Source organism: Kitasatospora aureofaciens (assembly GCF_001188955.3).
Classification (GTDB): Bacteria; Actinomycetota; Actinomycetes; order Streptomycetales; family Streptomycetaceae; genus Kitasatospora; species Kitasatospora aureofaciens.
The window spans coordinates 18,810-40,282 of record NZ_JPRF03000031.1; the positions used below are offsets into that span (position 1 = coordinate 18,810).

The 21,473-nt window shown below is 74.8% G+C and carries 12 protein-coding genes; 10 read left to right on the forward strand and 2 right to left on the reverse strand.

Annotated features, from left to right (window positions below; genetic code table 11):
• The first annotated feature begins 144 nt into the window (after nt 1-144).
• The 3 genes from HS99_RS20210 to moeZ all read left to right on the forward strand — a co-directional run bounded on the left by HS99_RS20210 (nt 145) and on the right by moeZ (nt 4,581).
• The gene (locus tag HS99_RS20210; RefSeq protein WP_063737899.1) at nt 145-2,166 is read left to right on the forward strand and encodes a DUF3492 domain-containing protein; all 2,022 of its coding nucleotides are present in this window, start codon (nt 145-147) and stop codon (nt 2,164-2,166) included.
• Nucleotides 2,163-3,170: an NAD-dependent epimerase/dehydratase family protein gene (locus HS99_RS20215; protein ID WP_030287470.1), complete on the forward strand. Its 1,008-nt coding sequence runs from the start codon at nt 2,163-2,165 to the stop codon at nt 3,168-3,170. The genes HS99_RS20210 and HS99_RS20215 overlap by 4 nt, the downstream gene beginning before the upstream one ends.
• Nucleotides 3,171-3,402: 232 nt before the next feature.
• Nucleotides 3,403-4,581, forward strand: coding sequence for an adenylyltransferase/sulfurtransferase MoeZ (moeZ, locus tag HS99_RS20220; protein WP_030287472.1), 1,179 nt, complete (start codon nt 3,403-3,405; stop codon nt 4,579-4,581).
• Between the two features lie 72 nt (nt 4,582-4,653).
• Here the strand turns inward: moeZ and HS99_RS20225 are convergent, their stop codons facing one another.
• Nucleotides 4,654-7,371, reverse strand: coding sequence for a lysylphosphatidylglycerol synthase transmembrane domain-containing protein (locus HS99_RS20225; RefSeq protein WP_078867498.1), 2,718 nt, complete (start codon nt 7,369-7,371; stop codon nt 4,654-4,656).
• Nucleotides 7,372-7,505: 134 nt separating this feature from the next.
• On the opposite strand from HS99_RS20225, the gene HS99_RS20230 reads away from it, so the two are divergent.
• From HS99_RS20230 to HS99_RS20245, 4 genes are all read left to right on the forward strand, one after another.
• The gene (locus HS99_RS20230) at nt 7,506-7,883 is read left to right on the forward strand and encodes an MGMT family protein (RefSeq protein ID WP_030554400.1); all 378 of its coding nucleotides are present in this window, start codon (nt 7,506-7,508) and stop codon (nt 7,881-7,883) included.
• 85 nt (nt 7,884-7,968) lie between these two features.
• Nucleotides 7,969-11,289: an ATP-dependent helicase gene (locus tag HS99_RS20235; protein ID WP_030554402.1), complete on the forward strand. Its 3,321-nt coding sequence runs from the start codon at nt 7,969-7,971 to the stop codon at nt 11,287-11,289.
• 33 nt (nt 11,290-11,322) lie between these two features.
• A complete protein-coding gene (locus tag HS99_RS20240) occupies nt 11,323-14,553 on the forward strand; it encodes an ATP-dependent helicase (protein ID WP_030554405.1) in 3,231 nt (1,076 codons plus the stop codon).
• Between the two features lie 194 nt (nt 14,554-14,747).
• Nucleotides 14,748-15,932, forward strand: coding sequence for a PP2C family protein-serine/threonine phosphatase (locus HS99_RS20245; RefSeq protein ID WP_050366590.1), 1,185 nt, complete (start codon nt 14,748-14,750; stop codon nt 15,930-15,932).
• Nucleotides 15,933-15,936: 4 nt separating this feature from the next.
• Here HS99_RS20245 and HS99_RS20250 read toward each other — a convergent pair whose 3' ends face one another.
• Entirely contained in the window at nt 15,937-16,911 is a 975-nt protein-coding gene (locus tag HS99_RS20250) for an endonuclease/exonuclease/phosphatase family protein (protein WP_063736195.1), read from the reverse strand.
• Nucleotides 16,912-16,978: 67 nt separating this feature from the next.
• Between HS99_RS20250 and HS99_RS20255 the strand changes: the two genes are divergently transcribed.
• From HS99_RS20255 to HS99_RS20265, 3 genes are all read left to right on the forward strand, one after another.
• On the forward strand, nt 16,979-17,611 hold the full coding sequence (locus tag HS99_RS20255) for a PadR family transcriptional regulator (RefSeq protein WP_030287488.1): 633 nt from the start codon (nt 16,979-16,981) through the stop codon (nt 17,609-17,611).
• A gap of 85 nt (nt 17,612-17,696) precedes the next feature.
• On the forward strand, nt 17,697-18,461 hold the full coding sequence (locus HS99_RS20260) for an ABC transporter ATP-binding protein (RefSeq protein WP_030287491.1): 765 nt from the start codon (nt 17,697-17,699) through the stop codon (nt 18,459-18,461).
• Nucleotides 18,458-21,328 (forward strand): FtsX-like permease family protein, encoded by a 2,871-nt coding sequence (locus HS99_RS20265; RefSeq protein ID WP_030554408.1) that lies wholly within the window; start codon nt 18,458-18,460, stop codon nt 21,326-21,328. Before HS99_RS20260 ends, HS99_RS20265 begins: the two co-directional genes overlap by 4 nt.
• The last annotated feature ends 145 nt before the right edge of the window (nt 21,329-21,473 follow it).

A 21,473-nucleotide genomic window follows, 5' to 3' on the forward strand; every position in this document is an offset into this window, starting at 1 on the left:
TCTGCTGCCGGACCGAACAGGTGTGGGGGAGAGCCGCAGACACCGGACCACTCGGTGGGTTCCGGGCAACAGCACGGGTCCCGGCGTACGGCCCCGCGGCTCCGGTAGCCCCTCGGAGGGGGTAGCAACCAGAGGAGGTCTCCCGTGCGCGTCGCCCTGCTCACCGAGGGTGCCCGCCCGCATCCCGACCGTGGCGCCGGAGCCTGGTGCGACCGGCTGGCCGAGGGTCTGCCGGAGCACGACTTCGAGCTGTACCTGCTGACCGGCCCGGCCGGACTCGGCTCCGCCGCCCGGCTCTCGCCCGCCTGGCAGGGCGCCCACGACCTGGCGCTGTGGGGCCGCCGCCCGCGCGGCCGGGCCCCCGGGACACTGCGCAGACGCCAGTACGCCCGGGCGTACGAGGAACTGGTGCGGGCCCTGGTGCTGCCGGGGGAGCGGGCCGGCTTCGGGGCCGGGCTGTACCGGCTGGCCGCGCTGGCCCGGGAGGACGAGGGCACCCTGCCCGCCTTCCTGGGCTCCGCCCACGCCCGGCGCGTGCTGGAACGGACCTGGCGGCTGCCCGGCGCGGACACCTCGGCCGGACAGCCGCTGGTCCGCGACGTCCTGGTCGCCGCCGACCTGCTGGAACAGTGCCTGCGCCCGCTCTCCGCGCCCTGGTACGGCACCGGGCCCGGCGGCCTCGGCGGCGCCGACCTGTGCCACGTCGTCGGCGGCGGCCCGGCCGCGCTGCCCGCCCTGGTCGCCCGGCACCTGCACGGGGTGCCGTTCGTCGTCACCGAGCACGGGCTGCACCTGCGCGAGCAGTACCTCGGCTTCCCGCCCCGAGCCGATGGGGGCGCCGGTGCCGAGAGCGAGGAGCGACAAGCGAGGGACGAGTGCCGGAGCGACGACCGTCGGCATCGGGTTCGAGCGCCCGGAGGCGAGCGGGCGAGTCACGAGGCGCCGTACCGCTGGCCGGTCCGGGCGCTGCTGCTGTCCTTCTTCCGGGCGCTCACCGAGGAGACCTACCGGCAGGCCGCGATACTCACCCCGGGCAGCGCCCACGACCAGCAGTGGCAGCGCCGCTGCGGGGCCGACCCGGCGCGCACCCGGGTGGTTTACGAGGGCACCCCGGCCGTGGACCGCCCGGCGGCCGGACCGGAGCCCGAGCGGCCGACCCTGGTCTGGGCGGGCGCGCTGGAGCCCGGGCGCGACACCGAACTGGTGCTGCACGCCTTCGCCAGGGTCCGCGCCGAACTGCCCGCGGCGCGCCTGGTGGTGCACGGGCAGGAGACGGCCCCCGGCTACCTGGCGCACTGCGCGGCGGTCGCCGAGCGGCTCGGGGTGGCGGTGGCGGTGGACTTCGCCGGGCGGCCCGGCTCACTCGCCGAGGCCTGGCAGAGCGGCACCGTCGTCGTCTTCTCCGCACTCTCCCAGCGCAGTCCCCGGCTGCTCGCCGACGCCATGCTCAGCGGCCGCGCGGTGGTCTCCACCGACGTCGGGGTGGCCCGCGAGGTGGTCGGCCCGACCGGACTGCTGGTGCCCGCCCGCGACCCGCGCGCCCTGGCCGGCGCCTGCCTGGCCCTGCTGCGCGACGAGGAGCGGCGCTCCCGGCTCGGCCTGGCGGGACGGCTGCGGGCGCAGGAACGCTTCGCCGTCGAGCCGGTGATCGGCGTCTTCCGGGAGATCTACCTGGAGCTGGTCTCGCAGTACCCCGCCTTCCCCGGGGGCGGCGGCGTGGGCGAAGGCAACCGGGCGCCGCGCCCGTTCGCCCGGCCCGCCGAGTACTGGCTCGCCGACGGCGCGCGCGGCCGGGACGACCGGGACAGCCGTGACGGCCGTGACGACCGGGAAGCCTCGGCGGGCCCGGCGGACCGGGCCGACCCGGCCGATCCGGAGCCCGGCGGCGGGGGCGCGGGGGCGCCCGACGGCCGCAGCGCTGGGCGCCGCGGCCGGGCCCGCCGCGACGGCGGTGCTGCTGGCCCTGGGCCGCCCCTGGCCGTCGGCCGTCCTGGTGGGCGGCGGAGCGGTCGCGGCGGTGCTGCTGGCCCACGGCTGGGCGGTGCTCGGCCGGGCCGGCTCGCACCGTTGACCCCGGCCCGACGAACCCCTGTCAGATCTCGTTCGCTGTTTTTCAGTCCGCCAGGTCGTCCCCGACCTCGCTTCGTGGAAGGACGCCCCCGATGAGGGTGCTGCTGCTGGGCGCCGACGGCTTCATCGGCCGCCGGGTGACCGATCGTCTGCTGATGGACCAGGAGTTGCAGGTGACGGTGCTCGGCCGGCGCGACTCGGCCGACATCCGCTTCGACCTGACCACCGGGAGTCCGGGCGCGCTGGCCCGCTTCCTGGACGCGGTCGCGCCGCAGGTGGTGATCAACTGTGCGGGCGCCACGTACGGCAGCTCGCGCACCCTGATCCGGTCGAACACGCTGGCCGTCGCGACGGTCTGCGAGGCGATCCGGCGCAGCCGGGAGCCGGCCCGGCTGGTGCACGTCGGCTCGGCCGCCGAGTACGGGCCGGTGCCCGGCGGGGTGCCGGTGTCCGAGCAGGCCGAGCCGCGGCCGGTCGGCCCGTACGGGGTGTCCAAGCTGGCCGGGACGGAGCTGGTGCTGGCCTCCGGGCTGGACGCGGCGGTGCTGCGGGTGTTCGACGTGGTGGGCCCGGGGGCGCCGACGGCCTCGCTGTTCGGGCGGCTCGCGGAGGGCCTGCGGCGGGCGCTGGAGCGGGACGAGAACCAGGTGCGGATGCCGGACCTGTCCGGATACCGGGATTTCGTGGACGTGCGGGACGTCGCGCGGGCGATCCAGGCGGCGGCGGTCTCGGCCGCGACCGGGGTGATCAACGTGGGCAGCGGGCATGCCGTCCGGGCCCGGGACGCCGCCCAGCTGCTGGTCCGGGCGTCGGGCTTCGAGGGGGCGATCGTGGAGGAGAACCGGCAGGTCCTGCTGCCCGCGCAGGTCGGCGGTCAGGGCGGCGACCACCTGGCGGGCCACGGTCACCAGTCGGGGCAGTACCTGCCGGGGCACCGGCCGGAGGAGCGGCGGCCGGAGGGCCGGCCCGCCCCGGGCGAGCCGGTGCCGTGGCGGCAGGCGGACGTGCGCACCGCCCGGGACCGTCTCGGCTGGCGGACACAGGTGCCGCTGGAGGAGTCGCTCGGGGACGTCTGGCTGGAGACGGCCTGCCGGGTGTGAGGCCGTGCCGGCGGCGCTCGGGCCCCGGAAAGAGCGGGCCCGGGGCGCCCTGACCGGCCCGGCGGCCGGTTCCACGATCCGGCGCGGCCCGTCTCGCCTACCGGACGGGCTGTCTCGGAATACCGGAGGGGCGTGACACTGTTGGTCTGGAGAGCCACCCGCGTGGCGGAGCAGCAACCCCGTCCGAGGCTGGCCCTTTGGCCATTTGAACAAGACACCCATCGGAGTCCCCGTGTCGTTGCCACCCCTGGTCGAGCCGGCCGACGAGCTCACCGTTGACGAGGTCCGCAGGTACTCCCGCCACCTGATCATCCCGGACGTCGGGATGGCCGGGCAGAAGCGGCTGAAGAACGCCAAGGTGCTGTGCGTCGGCGCCGGCGGCCTCGGCTCGCCCGCGCTGCTGTACCTGGCCGCGGCCGGGGTCGGCACGCTGGGCATCGTCGAGTTCGACGTGGTCGACGAGTCGAACCTCCAGCGCCAGGTGATCCACGGCCAGTCGGACGTCGGCCGTTCCAAGGCGGAGTCGGCCCGCGACTCGGTCAAGGAGATCAACCCCTACGTCGACGTGGTGCTGCACGAGGAGCGCCTCGACAACTCCAACGTGATGGAGATCTTCTCCGGCTACGACCTGATCGTGGACGGCACCGACAACTTCGCCACCCGCTACCTGGTGAACGACGCCGCGGTGCTGCTCGGCAAGCCGTACGTGTGGGGCTCGATCTACCGCTTCGACGGCCAGGCCAGCGTGTTCTGGGCCGAGCACGGCCCCTGCTACCGCTGCCTCTACCCGGAGGCCCCGCCGCCGGGCATGGTCCCGTCCTGCGCCGAGGGCGGCGTGCTGGGCGTGCTGTGCGCGTCCATCGGCTCGATCCAGGTGAACGAGGCGATCAAGCTGCTGGCCGGCATCGGTGACCCGCTGGTCGGCCGGCTGATGATCTATGACGCCCTGGAGATGAACTACCGCCAGGTGAAGGTCCGCAAGGACCCGAACTGCGCCGTCTGCGGCGAGAACCCGACGGTCACCGAGCTGATCGACTACGAGGCCTTCTGCGGCGTCGTGTCGGAGGAGGCGCAGGCCGCCGCCGCCGGTTCGACCGTCACCTCCCAGCAGCTCAAGCAGTGGCAGGACGACGAGGAGGACATCTACCTCATCGACGTCCGCGAGCCCGGTGAGTACGAGATCGTCAACATCCCGGGTGCGGTGCTGATCCCTAAGAACGAGTTCCTCATGGGTGACGCCCTGGAGAAGCTGCCGCAGGACAAGAAGATCGTGCTGCACTGCAAGTCGGGCGTGCGCTCGGCCGAGGTGCTGGCCGTGGTCAAGGCGGCGGGCTTCGCCAACGCCGTCCACCTGGGCGGCGGCGTGCTCGGCTGGGTGAACCAGATCGAGCCGCACAAGCCGGTCTACTAGACCGCCGCCGGTACGTGGAGGAGGGCCCCACCGCTCGGCGGTGGGGCCCTCCTTCGTCGCAAGCCGCGCGGGTCAGAGCGCGTGCTTGCGCTGCAGCACGTTGTAGGCGATCCAGCCCGGCAGCACCGGCAGCCAGAAGGTCAGTGCCCGGTAGAGGAAGACCGCCGGGGTGGCGACCGCGGGCGAGACGTCCGCGACGGTCAGCGCGCCGATCAGGGCGACCTCGACCGGGCCGATGCCGCCCGGGGTGGGGATCGCCGAGCCGGCCGCGTTGGCGGTCAGGAAGACCACCGCGACGGCCGAGAAACTGACGGTGCCGCCGAAGGCCTGCACCGAGAAGTCCAGGCAGGCGGTGAAGGACAGGGTCAGCAGCAGGATGCCGCCGAAGCCGGTGACCAGCTTGCGGGGCGTCTGCATCAGGTCGAGCATGCGCGGCACCACGCCGAAGAACAGCGAGCGCAGCCGGCCCAGGACGAAGCGGCGCAGCGGTGCGACCGCGGCCACCACCAGGGCGAGCACCGCGGCGGTCAGCACCCCGATGATCACCGCCCGGGAGGCGGAGAGGTCGCCGTTGGTCTGGCTGCCGGTGATCAGGCCGAAGCTGAACAGCAGCAGCAGGTGCCCGGCCAGGCCCGCCAGCTGGGAGGCGCCGACCGAGGCGACCGCCTGGCCGGGGCGGATGCCGGCCTTCTGCAGGTAGCGGGTGTTGAGCGCGATGCCGCCGATCGCGGCGGGGGCGACCAGCTTCACGAAGGAGCCGGCCAGCTGGGCCGCGACGGTGCGCCGGAACGGCAGCCGCTCGGGGACGAAGCCGGTCAGGCTCATCGCGGCGGCGACGTAGCTGAACGCGGCCGCCAGCAGGGCCGCCGCCGCCCACGCCCAGTTCATCTGGGACAGCTTGAGCTGGGCCGGCTTGATGGTGGTCAGCGCCAGGTAGGCGGCGAAGGTGAGCGCGATCACCATGATCAGGCTCTTCGGCTTCAGCCGCTCCAGCTTGGCCGGCTCCATCGGCGCCTCGGGGGCGATCTGCAGGATCTGGCCGCGGATGCGGCTGAGCAGGTCCTCGCCGGCCGCCGCGATGTCCTCCTCGGCCTGCTGCTGGGTGCGCTCGCCGGCCGCGACCTGCTCCAGCGCCCTGGCCCGGGCGGCGGCCTTGCGCTCCTTGGTGAGCTTGGCGAGGTCGATCCGGGTGGAGCGGCTCATCCCGACCGGCTGGAGCAGCGGCAGCGCCTGGGCGACCCGGTCCGCGCCGAGCACCGCGTTGGCGGTGGCGACGGCCCGCTCGGGGCCGATCCGCAGCGCGAAGGTGGTCAGCAGCTGGGCGACGTCGATGCGCAGGGTCAGGTCGGTGGCGGCGATGTCGCCGCCGGAGAGGTTGACCAGGCAGCCCGCCTTCTCGTCCACCACCAGCAGCGACTCGCCGGTCAGCCGGCGGTGGGCGATCCGGCGCTCGTGCAGAGCGGCCACCGAGCGCCACAGCGAGGCCATCACCAGGTCGGTGACCTCCTCGTCGGCGAGCTCGTCGAGGGTCCGGCCCTCGACGTTCTCGTACACCAGGATCGCGGCGTCCGGGCCCAGCTCGGAGGTGGCCACCAGCTGCGGCGCGCGGGCGCCCGAGGCAGCCGCCGCGTACGCGATCAGGGCCTCCTGCTCCAGCGCCTGGCGCAGCGACTGCGGACTGCGGCGCACCGCGACCGAGCGCAGCCGCAGCCGCCGCCAGGCCCGGTAGAAGAAGCCGGAGGCCTGCTGCTCGCGGTCGATGATGTGGACGTCCAGCGGCGGGCCGTCCTGCTGGGTGACGTGGTAGCGCCGGGTGCCGCCGGGGGCGTCCGGGGCGCGGTGGGCGCCGTCCGGGGTGAAGCCGACCTTGCGCAGGCCGATCATCAGGTGCTGGCCGGTGGGCCGGATGTTGGGGGAGCCGATCGCGTACAGCGTGCCGTACGCGACGGACCAGCCGATCAGCACGGTGAGCAGCAGCGACAGCGGGGTGGTGTAGCCACCGAGCAGCTCGGTGACCCCGCTGAAGACCACCACCACCCACAGGGCGACCCGCCAGCGCGGTCTGCTCGACATGCCGACGGCGGTCATGTAGGCGATCACCGGGGCGAGGTAGCCGTGCACCGGGTCGGTGAGGGTGCTGTTGCTGTCCAGCGGCAGCCGGGTCAGCGCCTCGCGCAGGTGCTCGGAGGCGCCCTCGGCCACCCACCAGTCGATGCCCAGCGAGACGCCGTACGCGAGCACCGAGGCGAGCACGCCGTCGGCGACCCGCAGGCCGTCGCGCTTGATCAGCCGCTCGACCGCGAAGGCCAGCGGCACGGCGAGCACCGCGACGCTGGAGACCAGGCCGGTAATGGTGGACAGCACCGCCGAGAAGTGCGGCGCGTTGGTGGCGATGTCCTGCTCGATGCCGCTGGTGGTCGAGGTGGCGATGCCGGCCAGGACGAAGACGGCGACTATCCCGAGGACCCCGGCCAGGAAGCGGATCAGGTCGGACGGGCGGTGCGCGCGGGCGGCGAGCAGCGGCTCGTCGACGTCCAGGTGCGGTGCGTCGTCCTGCGGGTCGTGGTGCTCGGTCCGGGGGGCGGGCGGCGCCGCGGCGGGTGGCCGCGGTGGCGACCCGGGGGCCTTCTCCGGCGTGGGGGTCTTGATCACAGGGTCCTTGATCAGGGAGACTTCCGGCGTCGGTCCGTTCCCGGACCGTCCCTCGGGCTCGTCGCCGGCGGCCGGGGGCACGGCGGAGCCGGACTCGTCGGAGTCCCTGTCCACGCCCACGTCAGCCGTCCCGGTCATCTGGTCTTGTCCTCGTATCACCACTCACCGCCCCGAAGATGGTGGCATGCCCCGGCCCCCCGTGCTGGACAGGGGCCGGATCGGGCGCGGCGGGTCGTTCGTACGGGGCCGCGCACGCGTCCCTGTAAGGAAGAATGCCGCAGGTGACGGACGTAACAGACGACGGCGTCCCGGACGCCCTACCGCCGTTCGCCGAACTGGTGCTCGATCTGACCGAGCGGATTCCACCCGGCAGGGTGATGACCTACGGCGACGTCGCCGAGTACCTCGGCCAGGGCGGGCCCCGCCAGGTCGGACGGGTGATGGCCCTGTACGGCGGCTCCGTGCCCTGGTGGCGGGTGATCCGCGCCGACGGCCGCTTCCTGCCCGGGCACGAACACCGCGCCCTCGCCCACTACAGCGAGGAGGGCACCCCGCTGCGCGAACTCGCCGACCCGCCCCGCGTCGACCTCGGGCGGGCCCGCTGGGACGGCCGGGAGAATTCACCGAACGCCGCCCACGGACGGGATTGACGGGGCAGGATCGTAGGCTCGATGCGGGCGGGCCCCGACGGGCCCGCCCCGGCCATGCCCCTCCGCTCCACCCAGGACCTTGTTCGTGAGTTCCCCCTACCGGCTCGTGCGCAGCCCGCTCGTCCAGCCCGACCCACCCGAGCTGGACGCCTACCAGCGCGCCGTGGTCGAGCACACCGGCGGCCCGCTGCTCGTCCTCGCCGGACCGGGCACGGGCAAGACCACCACCCTGGTCGAGGCCGTCGCCCGGCGCATCCAGGACGGCACCGACCCCGAACGGATCCTCGTCCTCACCTTCAGCCGCAAGGCCGCCACGGAACTGCGCGACCGGATGTCCGGCCGGCTCGGCAGCTCCGCCGCCGCCCCGCAGGCCACCACCTTCCACTCCTTCTGCTACGCCCTGCTGCGCGCCCACCAGGAGCCGGAGGACTACGCCGAACCGCTGCGCCTGCTCTCCGGCCCCGAACAGGACGTCATGGTCCGCGAACTGCTGGCCGGCGGCGCCGAGGACGCCAAGTCGGGCAGCACGCGCATCCAGTGGCCGCTCGACCTGCGCGCCTGCCTCACCACCCGCGGCTTCGCCGACGAGGTCCGCGCCGTCCTCGCCCGCAGCCGCGAACTCGGCCTCGGCGAGGCCGAACTCGAACGCTTCGCCCAGGGTGTCCAGCGCCCCGACTGGGCCGCCGCCGCGCACTTCCTCGCCGACTACCTCGACGTGCTCGACCTGCGCGGCGTCCTCGACTACGCCGAACTCGTCCACCGCGCCGTCCTGCTCGCCGAACGCCCCGAGGTCGGCGAACGGCTCCGCGAGCGCTACCAGGTCGTCTTCGTCGACGAGTACCAGGACACCGACCCCTCCCAGGTCCGGCTGCTGCGCCAGCTCGCCGGCGGCGGACGCGACCTGGTCGCCGTCGGCGACCCCGACCAGTCGATCTACGCCTTCCGCGGCGCCGACATCAACGGCATCCTCGACTTCCCCCAGACCTTCCGGCAGGCCGACGGCAGCCCCGCCGACGTCAAGGTGCTGCGGGTCTCCCGCCGCTCCGGCGCCGTCCTGCTCGCCGCCTCCCGCGAACTCGCCCGCCGGATGCCGATGGGCCGGCTGCCCGCCGACAAACTCGCCCAGCACCGCGCCCTGCTGCCCTCCCGCGAGGGCGGCCGGGTCGAGGTCTACACCTACCCCACCCCCGGCGCCGAACTCGACTCGATCGCCGACCTGCTGCGCCGCGCCCACCTGGAGGACGGCGTGCCCTGGGGCGAGATGGCCGTCCTCGTCCGGGCCGGCGCCCGCTCCATCCCCGGCGTGCGCCGGGCCCTCGGCGCGGCCGGCGTCCCCCTGGAGATCGACGGCGACGACCTGCCGCTGCGCGAGGAACCCGCCGCCGCCCAACTGCTGCTCGCCCTGCGGGTCTGCGCCGAGCAGGCCGCCCGCGACAAGCAGGGCGACCCGGACGCCCCCGACCCGCTCACCACCGACCTGGCACACGCCCTGCTGACCGGCCCGCTCGGCGGCCTCGACGGCTCCGACCTGCGCCGCCTCGGCCGCGCCCTGCGCGAGGAGGAACGCGCCGCCCTGCGCGCCGACGGCCGCCCCGCCGCCGTCCCGCGCCCGGCCGGCGAGCTGATCCGCGAGGCCCTCGCCGAACCCGAGCGCCTGGTCGCCCTCGACCCGGCGACCGCCCGCCGCGCCCGCGACCTCGGCACCCTGCTCCGCAAGGTCCGCGAACTGCTGGCCGGCGGCTGCACCGCCGAGGAGGCCCTCTGGGAACTGTGGGACGGCAGCCGCCGCTGGCGCGAACGCCTGGAACGGGCCGCCCTGCGCGGCGGCGCCGCCGGCCGCAACGCCGACCGCGACCTGGACGCCCTGTGCGCCCTGTTCGAGACCGCCGCCCGCGCCGAGGAACAGGTCACCGGTCACCGCAGCGCCCTCGACCTGCTCGCCGAACTCGAAGCCCAGGACATCGCCGCCGACACCCTCACCGTCCGCACCGTCCGCCCCGAGGCGGTACGGCTGATGACCGCCCACCGCTCCAAGGGCCTGGAATGGCGCCTGGTCGTCGTCGCCGGCGTCCAGGACGGCCTCTGGCCCGACCTGCGCCGCCGAGGCTCCCTGCTGGAAGCCGACCGGATCGGCCGCGACGGCCTCGCCGAACCGCTCTCCCCGGCCGCCCTGCTCGGCGAGGAACGCCGCCTCTTCTACGTCGCCGCCACCCGCGCCAGGGAACGGCTGGTCGTCACCGCCGTCAAGGCCCCCGCCGACGACGGCGACGAACCCTCCCGCTTCCTGCGCGAGCTCTACCGCGAGGACGTCGACCCGCGCACCGGCAAGACCGTGCGCCGCACCCCGCCGGTCACCGTCGAGGACGTCACCCACCGCCCGCGCCGCCCCCTCTCGGTCGCCGCCCTGGTCGCCGAGCTGCGCGCCGTCACCGTCGACCCCTCCCGCTCGCCCGAACTGCGCCGCGCCGCCGCCGAACGCCTCGCCGTCCTCGCCGCCGCCACCGACGAGGACGGCCTGCCGCTGGTCCCCGCCGCCCACCCCGACCGCTGGTGGGGCCTGGACGACCCCACCGCCGCCCCCGAACCGCTGCGCAGCGCCGACGCGCCCGTACGGCTGTCCGGCAGCGGCCTGGAACAGCTGGAGAACTGCTCGCTGCAGTGGTTCCTGGACAAGGAGGTCAGGGCCCGTGGCGCCGGCACCGCCGCCCAGGGCTTCGGCAACGTGGTGCACGCCCTCGCCGACGAGGTCGGCTCCGGCCGCACCCCCGCCGACCTCGCCGTCCTCATGGCCCGCCTCGACACCGTCTGGGACGCCCTCGCCTTCGACGCCCCCTGGAAGTCCCACCAGGAGAAGACCGAGGCCCGCGCCGCCCTGGAGCGCTTCCTCAACTGGCACGTCCTGGAACGCGGCCGGGACGTCGTCGCCACCGAGCACGGCTTCGACGTCACCCTCGACGTCGGCGGCGTCTCGGTGCGCATCCGCGGCTCCATGGACCGGGTCGAGAGGGACCACGCCGGACGCGCCTACGTCGTCGACTTCAAGACCGGCAAGCAGATCCCCACCGACAAGTCGCTGCCCGAGCACAAGCAGCTCGCCGTCTACCAGCTCGCCGTCCGGGCCGGCGCCCTCAACGAACTGCCCGGCTTCACCGAACGCCCTCCGGCCACCGGCGGCGCCGAACTCGTCCACCTGCGCGAGGCCGCCGCCAAGGCCGCCCCGGACGCCCCCAAGGTGCAGCGGCAGGAGCCGCCCGAGGGCGAACCGTGGATCGAGAACCTGCTCGCCGAGGCCGCCGGCAAGGTCCTCGCCGAACGCTTCGTCCCGCAGACCGGCGGCGGCTGCGACCGCTGCAGCTTCCGCCGCAGCTGCTCCGCCCAGCGCGACGGGGCACAGCTGGTGGAATGAGGGCTTGTCCGCCGCTCCGGTTACGGTTGCGGGGTGACCGCCGTGCTCAGCCATCCCGACCAGCTCAAGGAGCTGCTGGGCATCCCGTTCAACCGGGAACAGACGGCGGCCATCGGCGCCCCCCTGGCCCCCGCCGTGATCGTGGCCGGCGCCGGCTCCGGCAAGACCACCGTGATGGCCGCCCGCGTCGTCTGGCTGGTCGGCTCCGGCGCCGTACGCCCCGAGGAGGTGCTCGGCCTCACCTTCACCAACAAGGCCGCCGGCGAACTCGCCGAACGCGTCCGCACCGCCCTGCTGCAGGCCGGCGTCGCCGACCGGGACGACACCGAACCGCTCGGCGAACCCGAGATCTCCACCTACCACGCCTTCGCCGGCCGCCTGCTCAAGGAACACGGCCTGCGCATCGGCATAGAGCCGGACGTGCGGCTGCTCGCCGACGCCACCCGCTTCCAGCTCGCCGCCAAGGTGCTGCGCACCGCCCGCGGCCCCTTCCCCGCCCTCACCGGCACCTTCGCCAACCTCGTCGCCGACCTGACCGCCCTGGACGGCGAACTCGCCGAACACCTGGTCGAGCCCGCCGCCCTGCGCGCGTACGACGAGGAACTGCTCGACACCCTCGCCACCGTCAAGCTGGGCAACGACGACCTGCGGGCCGTCCCCGCCACCGCCCGCGCCCGACTGGAACTGCTGCGCCTGGTCGAGGACTACCGCCGCCGCAAGCAGGCCGCCGGACTGATGGACTTCGGCGACCAGATAGCCGCCGCCGCCCGCCTCGCCCAGCAGCGCCCCGAGGTCGGCGCCCTGCTGCGCGGCCAGTTCAAGGTCGTCCTGCTCGACGAGTACCAGGACACCTCCGTCGCCCAGCGGCTCATGCTCGCCGGACTCTTCGGGGCCTCCCGGGACGGCGCCGGCGCCACGGGCCACCCGGTGACCGCCGTCGGCGACCCCTGCCAGGCCATCTACGGCTGGCGCGGCGCCTCCGTCGCCAACCTCGACGACTTCCCCCGGCACTTCCCGCAGGCCGACGGCCGCCCCGCCGAGCGCTACGCGCTCAGCGAGAACCGGCGCAGCGGCGGACTCCTGCTCGCCTTCGCCAACGAACTCGCCGCCCCGCTGCGCGCCATGCACGAGGGCGTCGAGGCGCTGCGCCCGGCCCCCGGCGCCGAACAGGACGGCTACGTGCGGGCCGCGCTGCTGCCCACCCACGCCGAGGAGATCGACTGGCTCGCCGACTCGATCGCCCACCTGGTGCGCACCGGCACCGCGCCCGGTCGGATCGCCGTGCTGTGCCGGGGCGGCGCCGCCTTCCCGGACATCCACGCCGCGCTCGTCGCCCGCGAGGTGCCGGTCGAGGTGGTGGGCCTCGGCGGCCTGCTGCAACTGCCCGAGGTGGCCGACCTGGTGGCGGTCTGCGAGGTGCTGCAGGACCCGACCGCCAACGCCGCCCTGGTGCGCCTGCTGATCGGCCCGCGCTGGCGGATCGGCCCGCGCGACCTCGCCCTGCTCGGCCGCCGGGCCGCCGAACTGGTGCGCACCGAGCGGCCCGAGGGCGTGGAGGCGCTGGCCGCGGCCGTCGCCGAGGCCGACCCGACCGAGGTGGTGTCGCTCGCCGACGCGGTGGAGACCTTCCTCACCGCCCCAACCGGTGAGCAGGGGGATCCGAGCGACGACCTGCCGTTCTCCGCCGAGGCCAGGGTGCGCTTCGCCCGGCTCGCCGCCGAACTGCGCGAACTGCGCCGCTCGCTCGCCGACCCGCTGATGGACGTGCTGCACCGGGTGCTGACCGTCACCGGCCTGGAGGTCGAACTCGCGGCCTCCCCGCAGGCGCTGGCCGCCCGGCGCCGGGAGACCCTGCACGCCTTCCTGGACGTCGCCGCCTCCTTCGCCGACCTGGACGGTGACCCGGGCCTGGCCGCCTTCCTCGGCTTCCTGCGCGCCGCCCAGGAGTACGAGCGCGGCCTGGACAGCAGCCTGCCCGGCGGCGAGGACACCGTGAAGGTGCTCACCGCGCACAAGTCCAAGGGCCTGGAGTGGGACGTGGTGGCCGTCCCCGGCCTGGTGAAGGGCGCGTTCCCGTCCGGCACCGCACGCGAACGCTGGACCAGCACCAAGCGGGTGCTCCCGCACGCCCTGCGCGGCGACGCCGCCACCCTGCCCGACGTGCGCGGCGGCTGGACGAGCAAGTCGATGGCCGCGTTCAAGAAGGAGCTGGCCGAGCACTCCGGCACCGAGGAACTGCGCCTGGGCTACGTCGCGTTCACCCGCCCCCGCTCGCTGCTGCTGGCCTCCGGGCACTGGTGGGGGCCGAGCCAGAAGACCGTCCGCGGCCCCTCCGCCTTCCTGGAGCAGCTGCGCGCGCACTGCGAGCAGCCCGGCGCCGGCGAGGTCGAGCACTGGGCCGAGCCGCCGGAGAAGGGCGCCGTGAACCCGGCGCTGGCCGCCGCCGTCGAACGCCCCTGGCCGCTGCCGCTGGACCCGGCCGCCCAGCACGCCCGCCGCCGGGTCGCCGAGGTGGTGCGCGGCAGGATCGGGGGAGCGCCCGCTCCCGAACCGGAGCCGATGGCCGCCGAGGACCAGCGCCAGGTCGCCTCCTGGGACCGCGATCTCACCGCGCTGCTGGGCGAGTTGGAGCGCTCCCGGCGCACCGCCCGGGAGGTGCCGCTGCCGCCCGCGCTGTCCGCCACCCAGCTGCTGCGACTGGCCGCCGACCCGGACGGCTTCGCCCGCGACCTGGCCCGCCCGATGCCGCGCCCGCCGCAGCCTGCGGCCCGGCGCGGCACCCGCTTCCACGCCTGGGTGCAGTCCCGGATCGAGCCGCTGCTGCTGATCGAGCCCGGCGCGCTGCCCGGCGCCGACGACGACGGCATCGAGGACGAGCAGGACCTGGAACGGCTCAAGGAGGCGTTCCTGCGCACCCCGTACGCCGAGCGCAGGCCCCACCGGGTCGAGGCGCCCTTCCAACTGGTGCTGGCGGGGCGGGTGGTGCGCGGCCGGATCGACGCGGTCTACCGGGACGGTGACGGGCTGACGGAATCCGGTGGTGCGTCACGCTACGAAGTGGTGGACTGGAAGACCCACCGCGAGGAGACGGCCGACCCGCTGCAGCTCGCGGTCTACCGGCTCGCCTGGGCCGAGCAGGCGGGCGTCGATCCCGAGCAGGTCACGGCCTCGTTCCTGTACGTCCGCAGCGGACGGATCGTACGACCGGAAGGACTTCCCGACCGAAAAGAGTTGGAACGGCTCCTGATCGGGAACAGTGACTAATGAGTCACACAGAGCATCCAAGTCATCGCGCCGACGCCCGAAACCTGTGCGTCGTACACGTTTCGTGCCTATTGTGGGGTCGGTAACCGGTCAACCCCCGTGCTCCGGCCGCCAGCGAGGCCCGCATTCCCTGACCCTCAGTCATCACCGCAGGTGCCCCCGGGCATCGGCGTCTTCTGCTGGAGAGACCGAAGTTGAGCGCGACCGGATGGATCAGAGAGCGGTTCACCGGGCCGACCCCGGGACCCGCACCGGGCGCGACCGGCACCTGGCCGAGGACGGCGCTCGCGCTGCCCCTCATCGGCATGGCGCTGATCGTCGTCCTCGACCACCTCAGCGGCACCGAGGTGACGGTCGAACCCGCCCTCACCGCCGTACCCGCGCTGGCCGCCGTGGTCAGCCGCCGCACCTGGTACCCGCTCGCCATCGGCCTGTGCACCGAGGCGGCGGCGTTCCTGATGGCCTTCCGCAGCGACGCGCTCGGCGAGTCCGTGCACGCCGCCAGCGTCATCGCGATCCTGCTGGTCGCCACGATCGGCTGGGTCAGCGCCACCCTGAGACTGCGCCAGGAACAAGCCCTGGCCGACGCCCAGCTGGTCGCCGCGATCGCCCGCCGGGTGCTGCTGCGGCCCGTCCCCGAACGGGTCGGCAGCGTGCGCGCCGCCGTCCACTACGAGGCCGCCGCCGCCCACGCCCGCATCGGCGGTGATCTGTACGAGGTCGTCAACACCCGGCACGGCGTCCGGGCCGTGGTCGGCGACGTGCGCGGCAAGGGCCTCGGCGCGGTCGAGACCGCCGCCGCCGTCCTCGGCGCCTTCCGCGAGGCCGCCCACCAGGAGCCCGCCCTCGACCGGGTGGCCGGCTGGCTGGCCGACAGCCTCGACCGGGCCCTGCACGAGAACGACCACCCCGGCGTGGAGGAGGAGTTCGTCACCCTTGTCCTGATCGGGGTGCGGTCCGACGGCACCGCCGAACTCGTCAACTGCGGCCACCCCTCGCCGCTGCTGCTGCGCGGCGGACTGGTCCGCCCGCTCGAACTCACCGAGACCGTACCGCCCCTGGGCGTCCTCGACCCGGCCGACGTCCACCCCCCGGTGCACCGGGTCCCGCTGCACGGCGGCGACCGGGTACTGCTGTTCACCGACGGGGTGATCGAGGCCCGCGACCGCTCCGGCGCCTTCTACCCGCTCGCCGAACGCTTCCCGCGCTGCGCCGACGGCCGCCCCGCCGACGTCCTCCAGCGCCTGCACGAGGACGTGGTGCGCCACGTCGGCCGCCAACTCGGCGACGACGCGGCCATGCTGCTCCTGCAGTACGAGCCCACCCCGCCCGCCATCGCCCACCTGCCGCAGCAGACTGGCGTCCTGACGACCAGGTAGCCCGCTACAGCGAGACCCGCACCAGCAGCGGCCGGTGGTCCGACACCGCCGCGCGCGGCGCCGCCGCCGGGCCCACCGCCGCGCGCGGCACCCCCACCGCCAGCACGTGGTCGAACTGCACCGCCGGCCGGTGCGAGGGATAGGTCGGCGTACGCGCCAGGTCGTACCAGCCCTGGAGCCGGGCCCGCGGTTCCCGCACCCGCCGCCGGCGCGGCTCCACCACCACCGCGGGCCGGGCCCGCCGGGCCGCCCGCAGCTCCCGCACCCGCACCCGCGGCGCCGTGCGCTCCAGCGCCGTCGCCCCGCCGAGCACCGTGCGCGGCACCGCGCCGACCAGGTTGAAGTCCCCCAGCACCAGGTGCGGCTGCGGCAGGTCGGCGATCCAGCGCCGGATCCCGGTCAGCTGCGCCATGTTCCAGCCCGGTACGAAGGACAGGTGCGCGGCCACCACGGTGAACGGCCCGCGCTCGCCCTCCAGCACCGCCGCCAGCGCCGCTCGCGGCTCGTCCGGCACGGGGGTCAGCCCGCGCCGCCCGGCCACCCGCAGCGGCAGCCCGAACGGCGCCGGGGCGAAGCGCCGCGCCCGCCAGTGCCGCACCGGCAGCCGGGTCAGCAGCGCCGTCCCGTACGAGGACGGGGCGCCGTCGCCGACCTCGCCCGGCCCGTACACCCGCAGGCCGTTCGGCCCGGACGGGTCCGGCACCCAGCCCGCCACCGGCGCCGGGCGCCCGTGCAGCGCGGCGGCGAAGCGCCAGTCGCCCGCGCCCATCGCCCCGGCCGCCACCGACGCCTGGTCGGTGCCGCCGGAGCGCGGCTGGTGTCGGTCCACCTCCTGCAGGGCCAGCACGTCGGCGTCCAGCGCGGCGATCGCCTCGGCCAGCGGGGCCGCCGCGTCGGCCGGGTAGGGCCGCGGTGCGCCGTCCGGGGCGAGCGGCTGACCGTGCAACAGGTTGAAGGTGGCGATGCGCAACTGGCTCACACCGCACGACGGTACCCGAGGGGGCGCGGCTTGAGGCCGGAGGGCATACCGGGTATACATACTGAGTATGTCCATCCGCCACGGTCTGCTCGCCCTGCTCGACCAGGGCCCCCGCTACGGCTACCAGCTGCGCACCGAGTTCGAGGCGCGCACCGGCGCCACCTGGCCGCTCAACGTCGGACAGGTCTACACCACGCTGTCCCGGCTGGAACGCGACGGCCTGGTCGAAGCCGCCGGGGAGGACGACGAGGGCCACCAGTTCTACGCCGTCACCGACGCCGGCCGCGCCGAACTGCGGACCTGGTTCGACACCCCGGTGCCCCGGACCAGCCCCCCGCGCGACGAACTGGCGATCAAGCTCGCCATGGCCGTGACCGTCCCCGGAGTGGACGTCTCCGCCGTCGTCCAGGGCCAGCGCCGGCACAGCATCAAGGCGCTGCAGGACTACACCCGGCTCAAGGGCCGCGCCCTCGCCGGCGAGACCGGACCCGGCACCGTGCCCTCCGAGGGCAACGACCTCGCCTGGCTGCTCGTCCTCGACCAGCTGATCTTCCAGACCGAGGCCGAGATCCGCTGGCTCGACCACTGCGAGACCCGGCTCGCCCAACAGGCCGAACTCCAGCAGGCCCGCGCCGCAGAGGCCGCCCGCGACGGCGCCGCCAGGAAGCCCGGCCGACTCGGCCGCCGCACCCGCGCCTGAGACGGGCCCCGGGCGGCCCCGCCACCCGATCCGCAGGCCCGGCGCCCCGAACGCCGGGCCCGTACCCAGTACAGAGGGGGGAACCGTGTCCCACACCGACCAGTCCCGGCAGGCGCCGGTACTGCACCTGGAGGACGTCACCCGCGTCCACGGCCAGGGCGCCGCCGAGGTCCAGGCCCTGCGCGGCGTCGACCTCAAGGTCCACCCCGGCGAGTTCGTCGCCGTCATGGGCCCGTCCGGCTCCGGCAAGTCCACCCTGCTCACCCTCGCCGGCGGCCTCGACACCCCGACCACCGGCCAGGTCCTGGTCGAAGGCGTCGCCCTCGGCACCCTCAGCCGCAAGAAGCTCGCCCAGGTCCGGCGCCGCTCCATCGGCTACGTCTTCCAGGACTACAACCTGATACCGGCCCTCACCGCCGCCGAGAACATCTCACTGCCGCGCGAACTCGACGGCCTGTCCGCCCGAGCCGCCCGCCGTGAGGCCCTCGCCGCCCTGGAGGAACTCGGCATCCCCGAACTCGCCGACCGCTTCCCCGACGACATGTCCGGCGGCCAGCAGCAGCGCGTCGCCATCGCCCGCGCCCTGATCGGCGAGCGCCGACTCGTCCTCGCCGACGAACCCACCGGCGCCCTCGACTCCACCACCGGCGAAGCCGTCCTCGCCGTCCTGCGCGCCCGCTGCGACGCCGGCGCCGCCGCCATGATGGTCACCCACGAAGCCCGCCACGCCGCCTGGGCCGACCGCGTCGTCTTCCTGCGCGACGGCCGCATGGTCGACGAGTCCGTCAGCCAGGACGCCGCCAGCCTCCTCGTCAGCGCCGCCGCCAACAGCAGGAAGGTGGACGAGTGAAGCCCGGAGCCTGGCGGCTCGCCCTGCGCATCGCCCGCCGCGACGCCCTGCGCGCCAAGGGCCGCAGCGCCCTCGTCGTCGCCATGGTCGCGCTGCCCGTCCTCGGCGTCACCGGCGCCGACGTGTTCTTCCGCAGCGCCACCCTCGAACCCGCCGAACGTGTCGTCCGCACCATGGGACAGGCCGACGGCCAACTGGAGCTGGTCGACCGCGGCGCCTCCGTCAAGCAGGCCCCCGACCCCGGCGACCACTCCTACCTGGCCGTCAACCCCAAGTACGAGACCAAGGACGGCGCCGCCCCCCACTACACCCCCGAGCAGCAGCGCTCCCGCGACACCGAACCCGCCCGGCTCGCCAGGGAACTGCTGCCGCCCGGCAGCACCCTGCTGACCGACTCCCCGGGCCCGGACACCGCCGCCAGCAGCACCGAGGGCCTGCTCACCACCCGCACCAGCGAAGCCGACCTGACCGACCCGGTCTGGCACGGCCGGCTCGACGTGATCGAGGGCAGCGCCCCCACCAACGACCAACAGGCCGCCGTCACCCGCGAGTTCCTCAACCGCTCCGGCCTGCGGATCGGCGACCGCACCACCGTCCGCGGCCTGGAGTCCACCCCCTTCACCATCACCGCCGTCGTCGAGTACCCCGGCGACCTCAAGGGCACCGAACTCGTCACCCGCCCCGGCACCCTGATCGGAAAGCTCCCCGGCGGCTCCGGCAGCTCCGGCCGCGACACCGCCGGCGCCACCCGCTGGCTCGTCAAGCTCCCCGCCGGCGCCACCCTCGACTGGGCCAAGGTCACCGAACTCAACGGCTACGGCTTCGTCCTCGCCTCCCGCAGCGTCATCCTCCACCCGCCGGCCCGCGCCGACGTGCCCTACTACGTCGAGATGGACCGGATCCACGGCGAGAGCGGCACCGCCCTGCTCGACCGCACCTACGTCGTCATCCTCGCCACCGTCGTCGGCATGGCCCTCCTGGAGATCGTCCTCCTCGCGGGCCCCGCCTTCGCCGTCGGGGCCCGGCGCTCACGGCGGCAGCTCGGCCTGCTCGCCGCCGCGGGCGGTGACCGCGCAAACGTCCGCGCGGTCGTCCTCGGCGGCGGCATCGTCCTCGGCCTCACCGGCGCCGCCCTCGGCCTCGGCCTCGGCGTCGCCCTGGTCGCCCTGCTGCGCCCCCGCGCGGAGGAGTACTCCGGCGCCCGCTTCGGCCACTTCAACCTCCAGCCGCTCGACCTGCTCGGCGTCCTCCTGGTCGGCCTCGTCACCGGACTGCTCGCCGCCATCGTGCCCGCCGTCCAGGCCTCCCGCCAGGACGTCGTCTCCGCCCTCACCGGCCGCGACTCGCTCAAGCCACCGAGCCGCAAACTCGCCCTGCTCGGCCTGCTGATGCTCGGCGCCGGCAGCGCCCTCGCCCTGGTCGGCGCGACCAGCGGCTTCTCCAGCCGCACCCTCGCCGTCCTCGGCGGCTCACTCCTCGCCGAACTCGGCATGGTCGTCCTCGCCCCGTACCTCGTCGGCCTGTTCGGCAAGCTCGGCCGCTGGCTCCCGCTCGGCCCCCGGCTCGCCCTGCGCGACTCCGTCCGCCACCGCGGCCGCACCGCGCCCGCCGTCGCCGCCGTGATGGCCGCCGTCGCCGGCTCCGTCGCCGTCAACGTCTACCTCGCCAGCTACGACGAGCAGTACCGCCGCGAGTACGTCGCCGCCGGCCCGCCCGGCGCCGTCATCCTCGGCACCGGCTACGGCACCGGCACCGAGACCAAACTGCTGCCGCAGATGCGCGACACCGTGGAACGCAGCATCACCGCCCTCGGCCCGCGCGCCGACGTCTCCCACGTCGACTACAAGGGCGACTGCCAGGACGGCAACCCCTGCGGCTACATCCAGGTCATGCCGCCCAAGGAACGACGCTGCCCGGTCTTCGACCGCGACACCGACGACCCGGTCGAACCCGGCGAGATCAAGCGCGTGATGAGCACCGACCCGCGCTGCCAGGTCAACGAACGCCGCGGCAGCCAGTACGGCGACCTCACCGCCGGCGACGCCAACCTGCTGCGCAACCTCTACGGCGTCACCGACCCGGCCGCCGGCCAGGCCCTCACCGCCGGCAAGGCCGTGGTCTTCGACCCGCGCTACTTCGAAAACGGCAAGGTCGTCCTGCGGTACAGCGAGCCGATCACCACCGGCGCCGACGGCGCGCGCACCAAGCCGAAGAACATCGAGACCACCGTCGACGCCGTCCTCGCCCCCTCCGCGATGCCGGCCCCCGGCCAGCTCGTGATCAGCCCGGACACCGCCACCCGCCTCGGCTTCACCACCAGGCCGGCCGGCTCCGTCTGGCTGCCCGGCACGGCCCCCTCCGACGGCGACCAGCAGAAGGCCGACGGCGCCCTCGCCAAGCTCACCGACCACACCGTCCTCAGCGTCGAACGCGGCTACCAGTCCAAGGCCGGACTCGTCGGCCTCGGCCTGGCCGGCTTCGCCGGACTCGTCGCCCTCGGCGCGGCCGGCATCGCCACCGGACTGGCCGCCGCCGACTCCCAACGCGACCTCACCACGCTCGCCGCGGTCGGCGCCGAACCACGCATCCGCCGCTCGCTCTCCGGCTTCCAGTGCGGGGTCATCGCCGCCATGGGCACCCTGCTCGGCGCCGTCTGCGGACTCCTGCCCGCCGTCGCCCTGCGCAAGGTCCAGGGCCTCGCCGCCGACTACCCCGGCATCAGCCCCGAGGAACTCGCCGACAAGTCGTCCGTGGTCCTGCCCTGGCCCACCATCGCCGCCACCGTCGTGGTGCTGCCGCTGCTCGCGGCGGCGCTGGCCGCGCTGCTCACCCGCTCGCGGATCTCGCTGCTGCGCCGCACCGGCTGAGACCGGCGGCTGCTCCCCGTCACCCCTGTCCGCGCGGCCGCGGCGGGGGTGACGGCGGTTGCGGGGGCGGTGGAGGCGGGGGTGGCAGCGGTTGCGGGGGCGGTGGAGGCGACGGGGGTGACGGAGGTTACAGCCCCGACGGCGT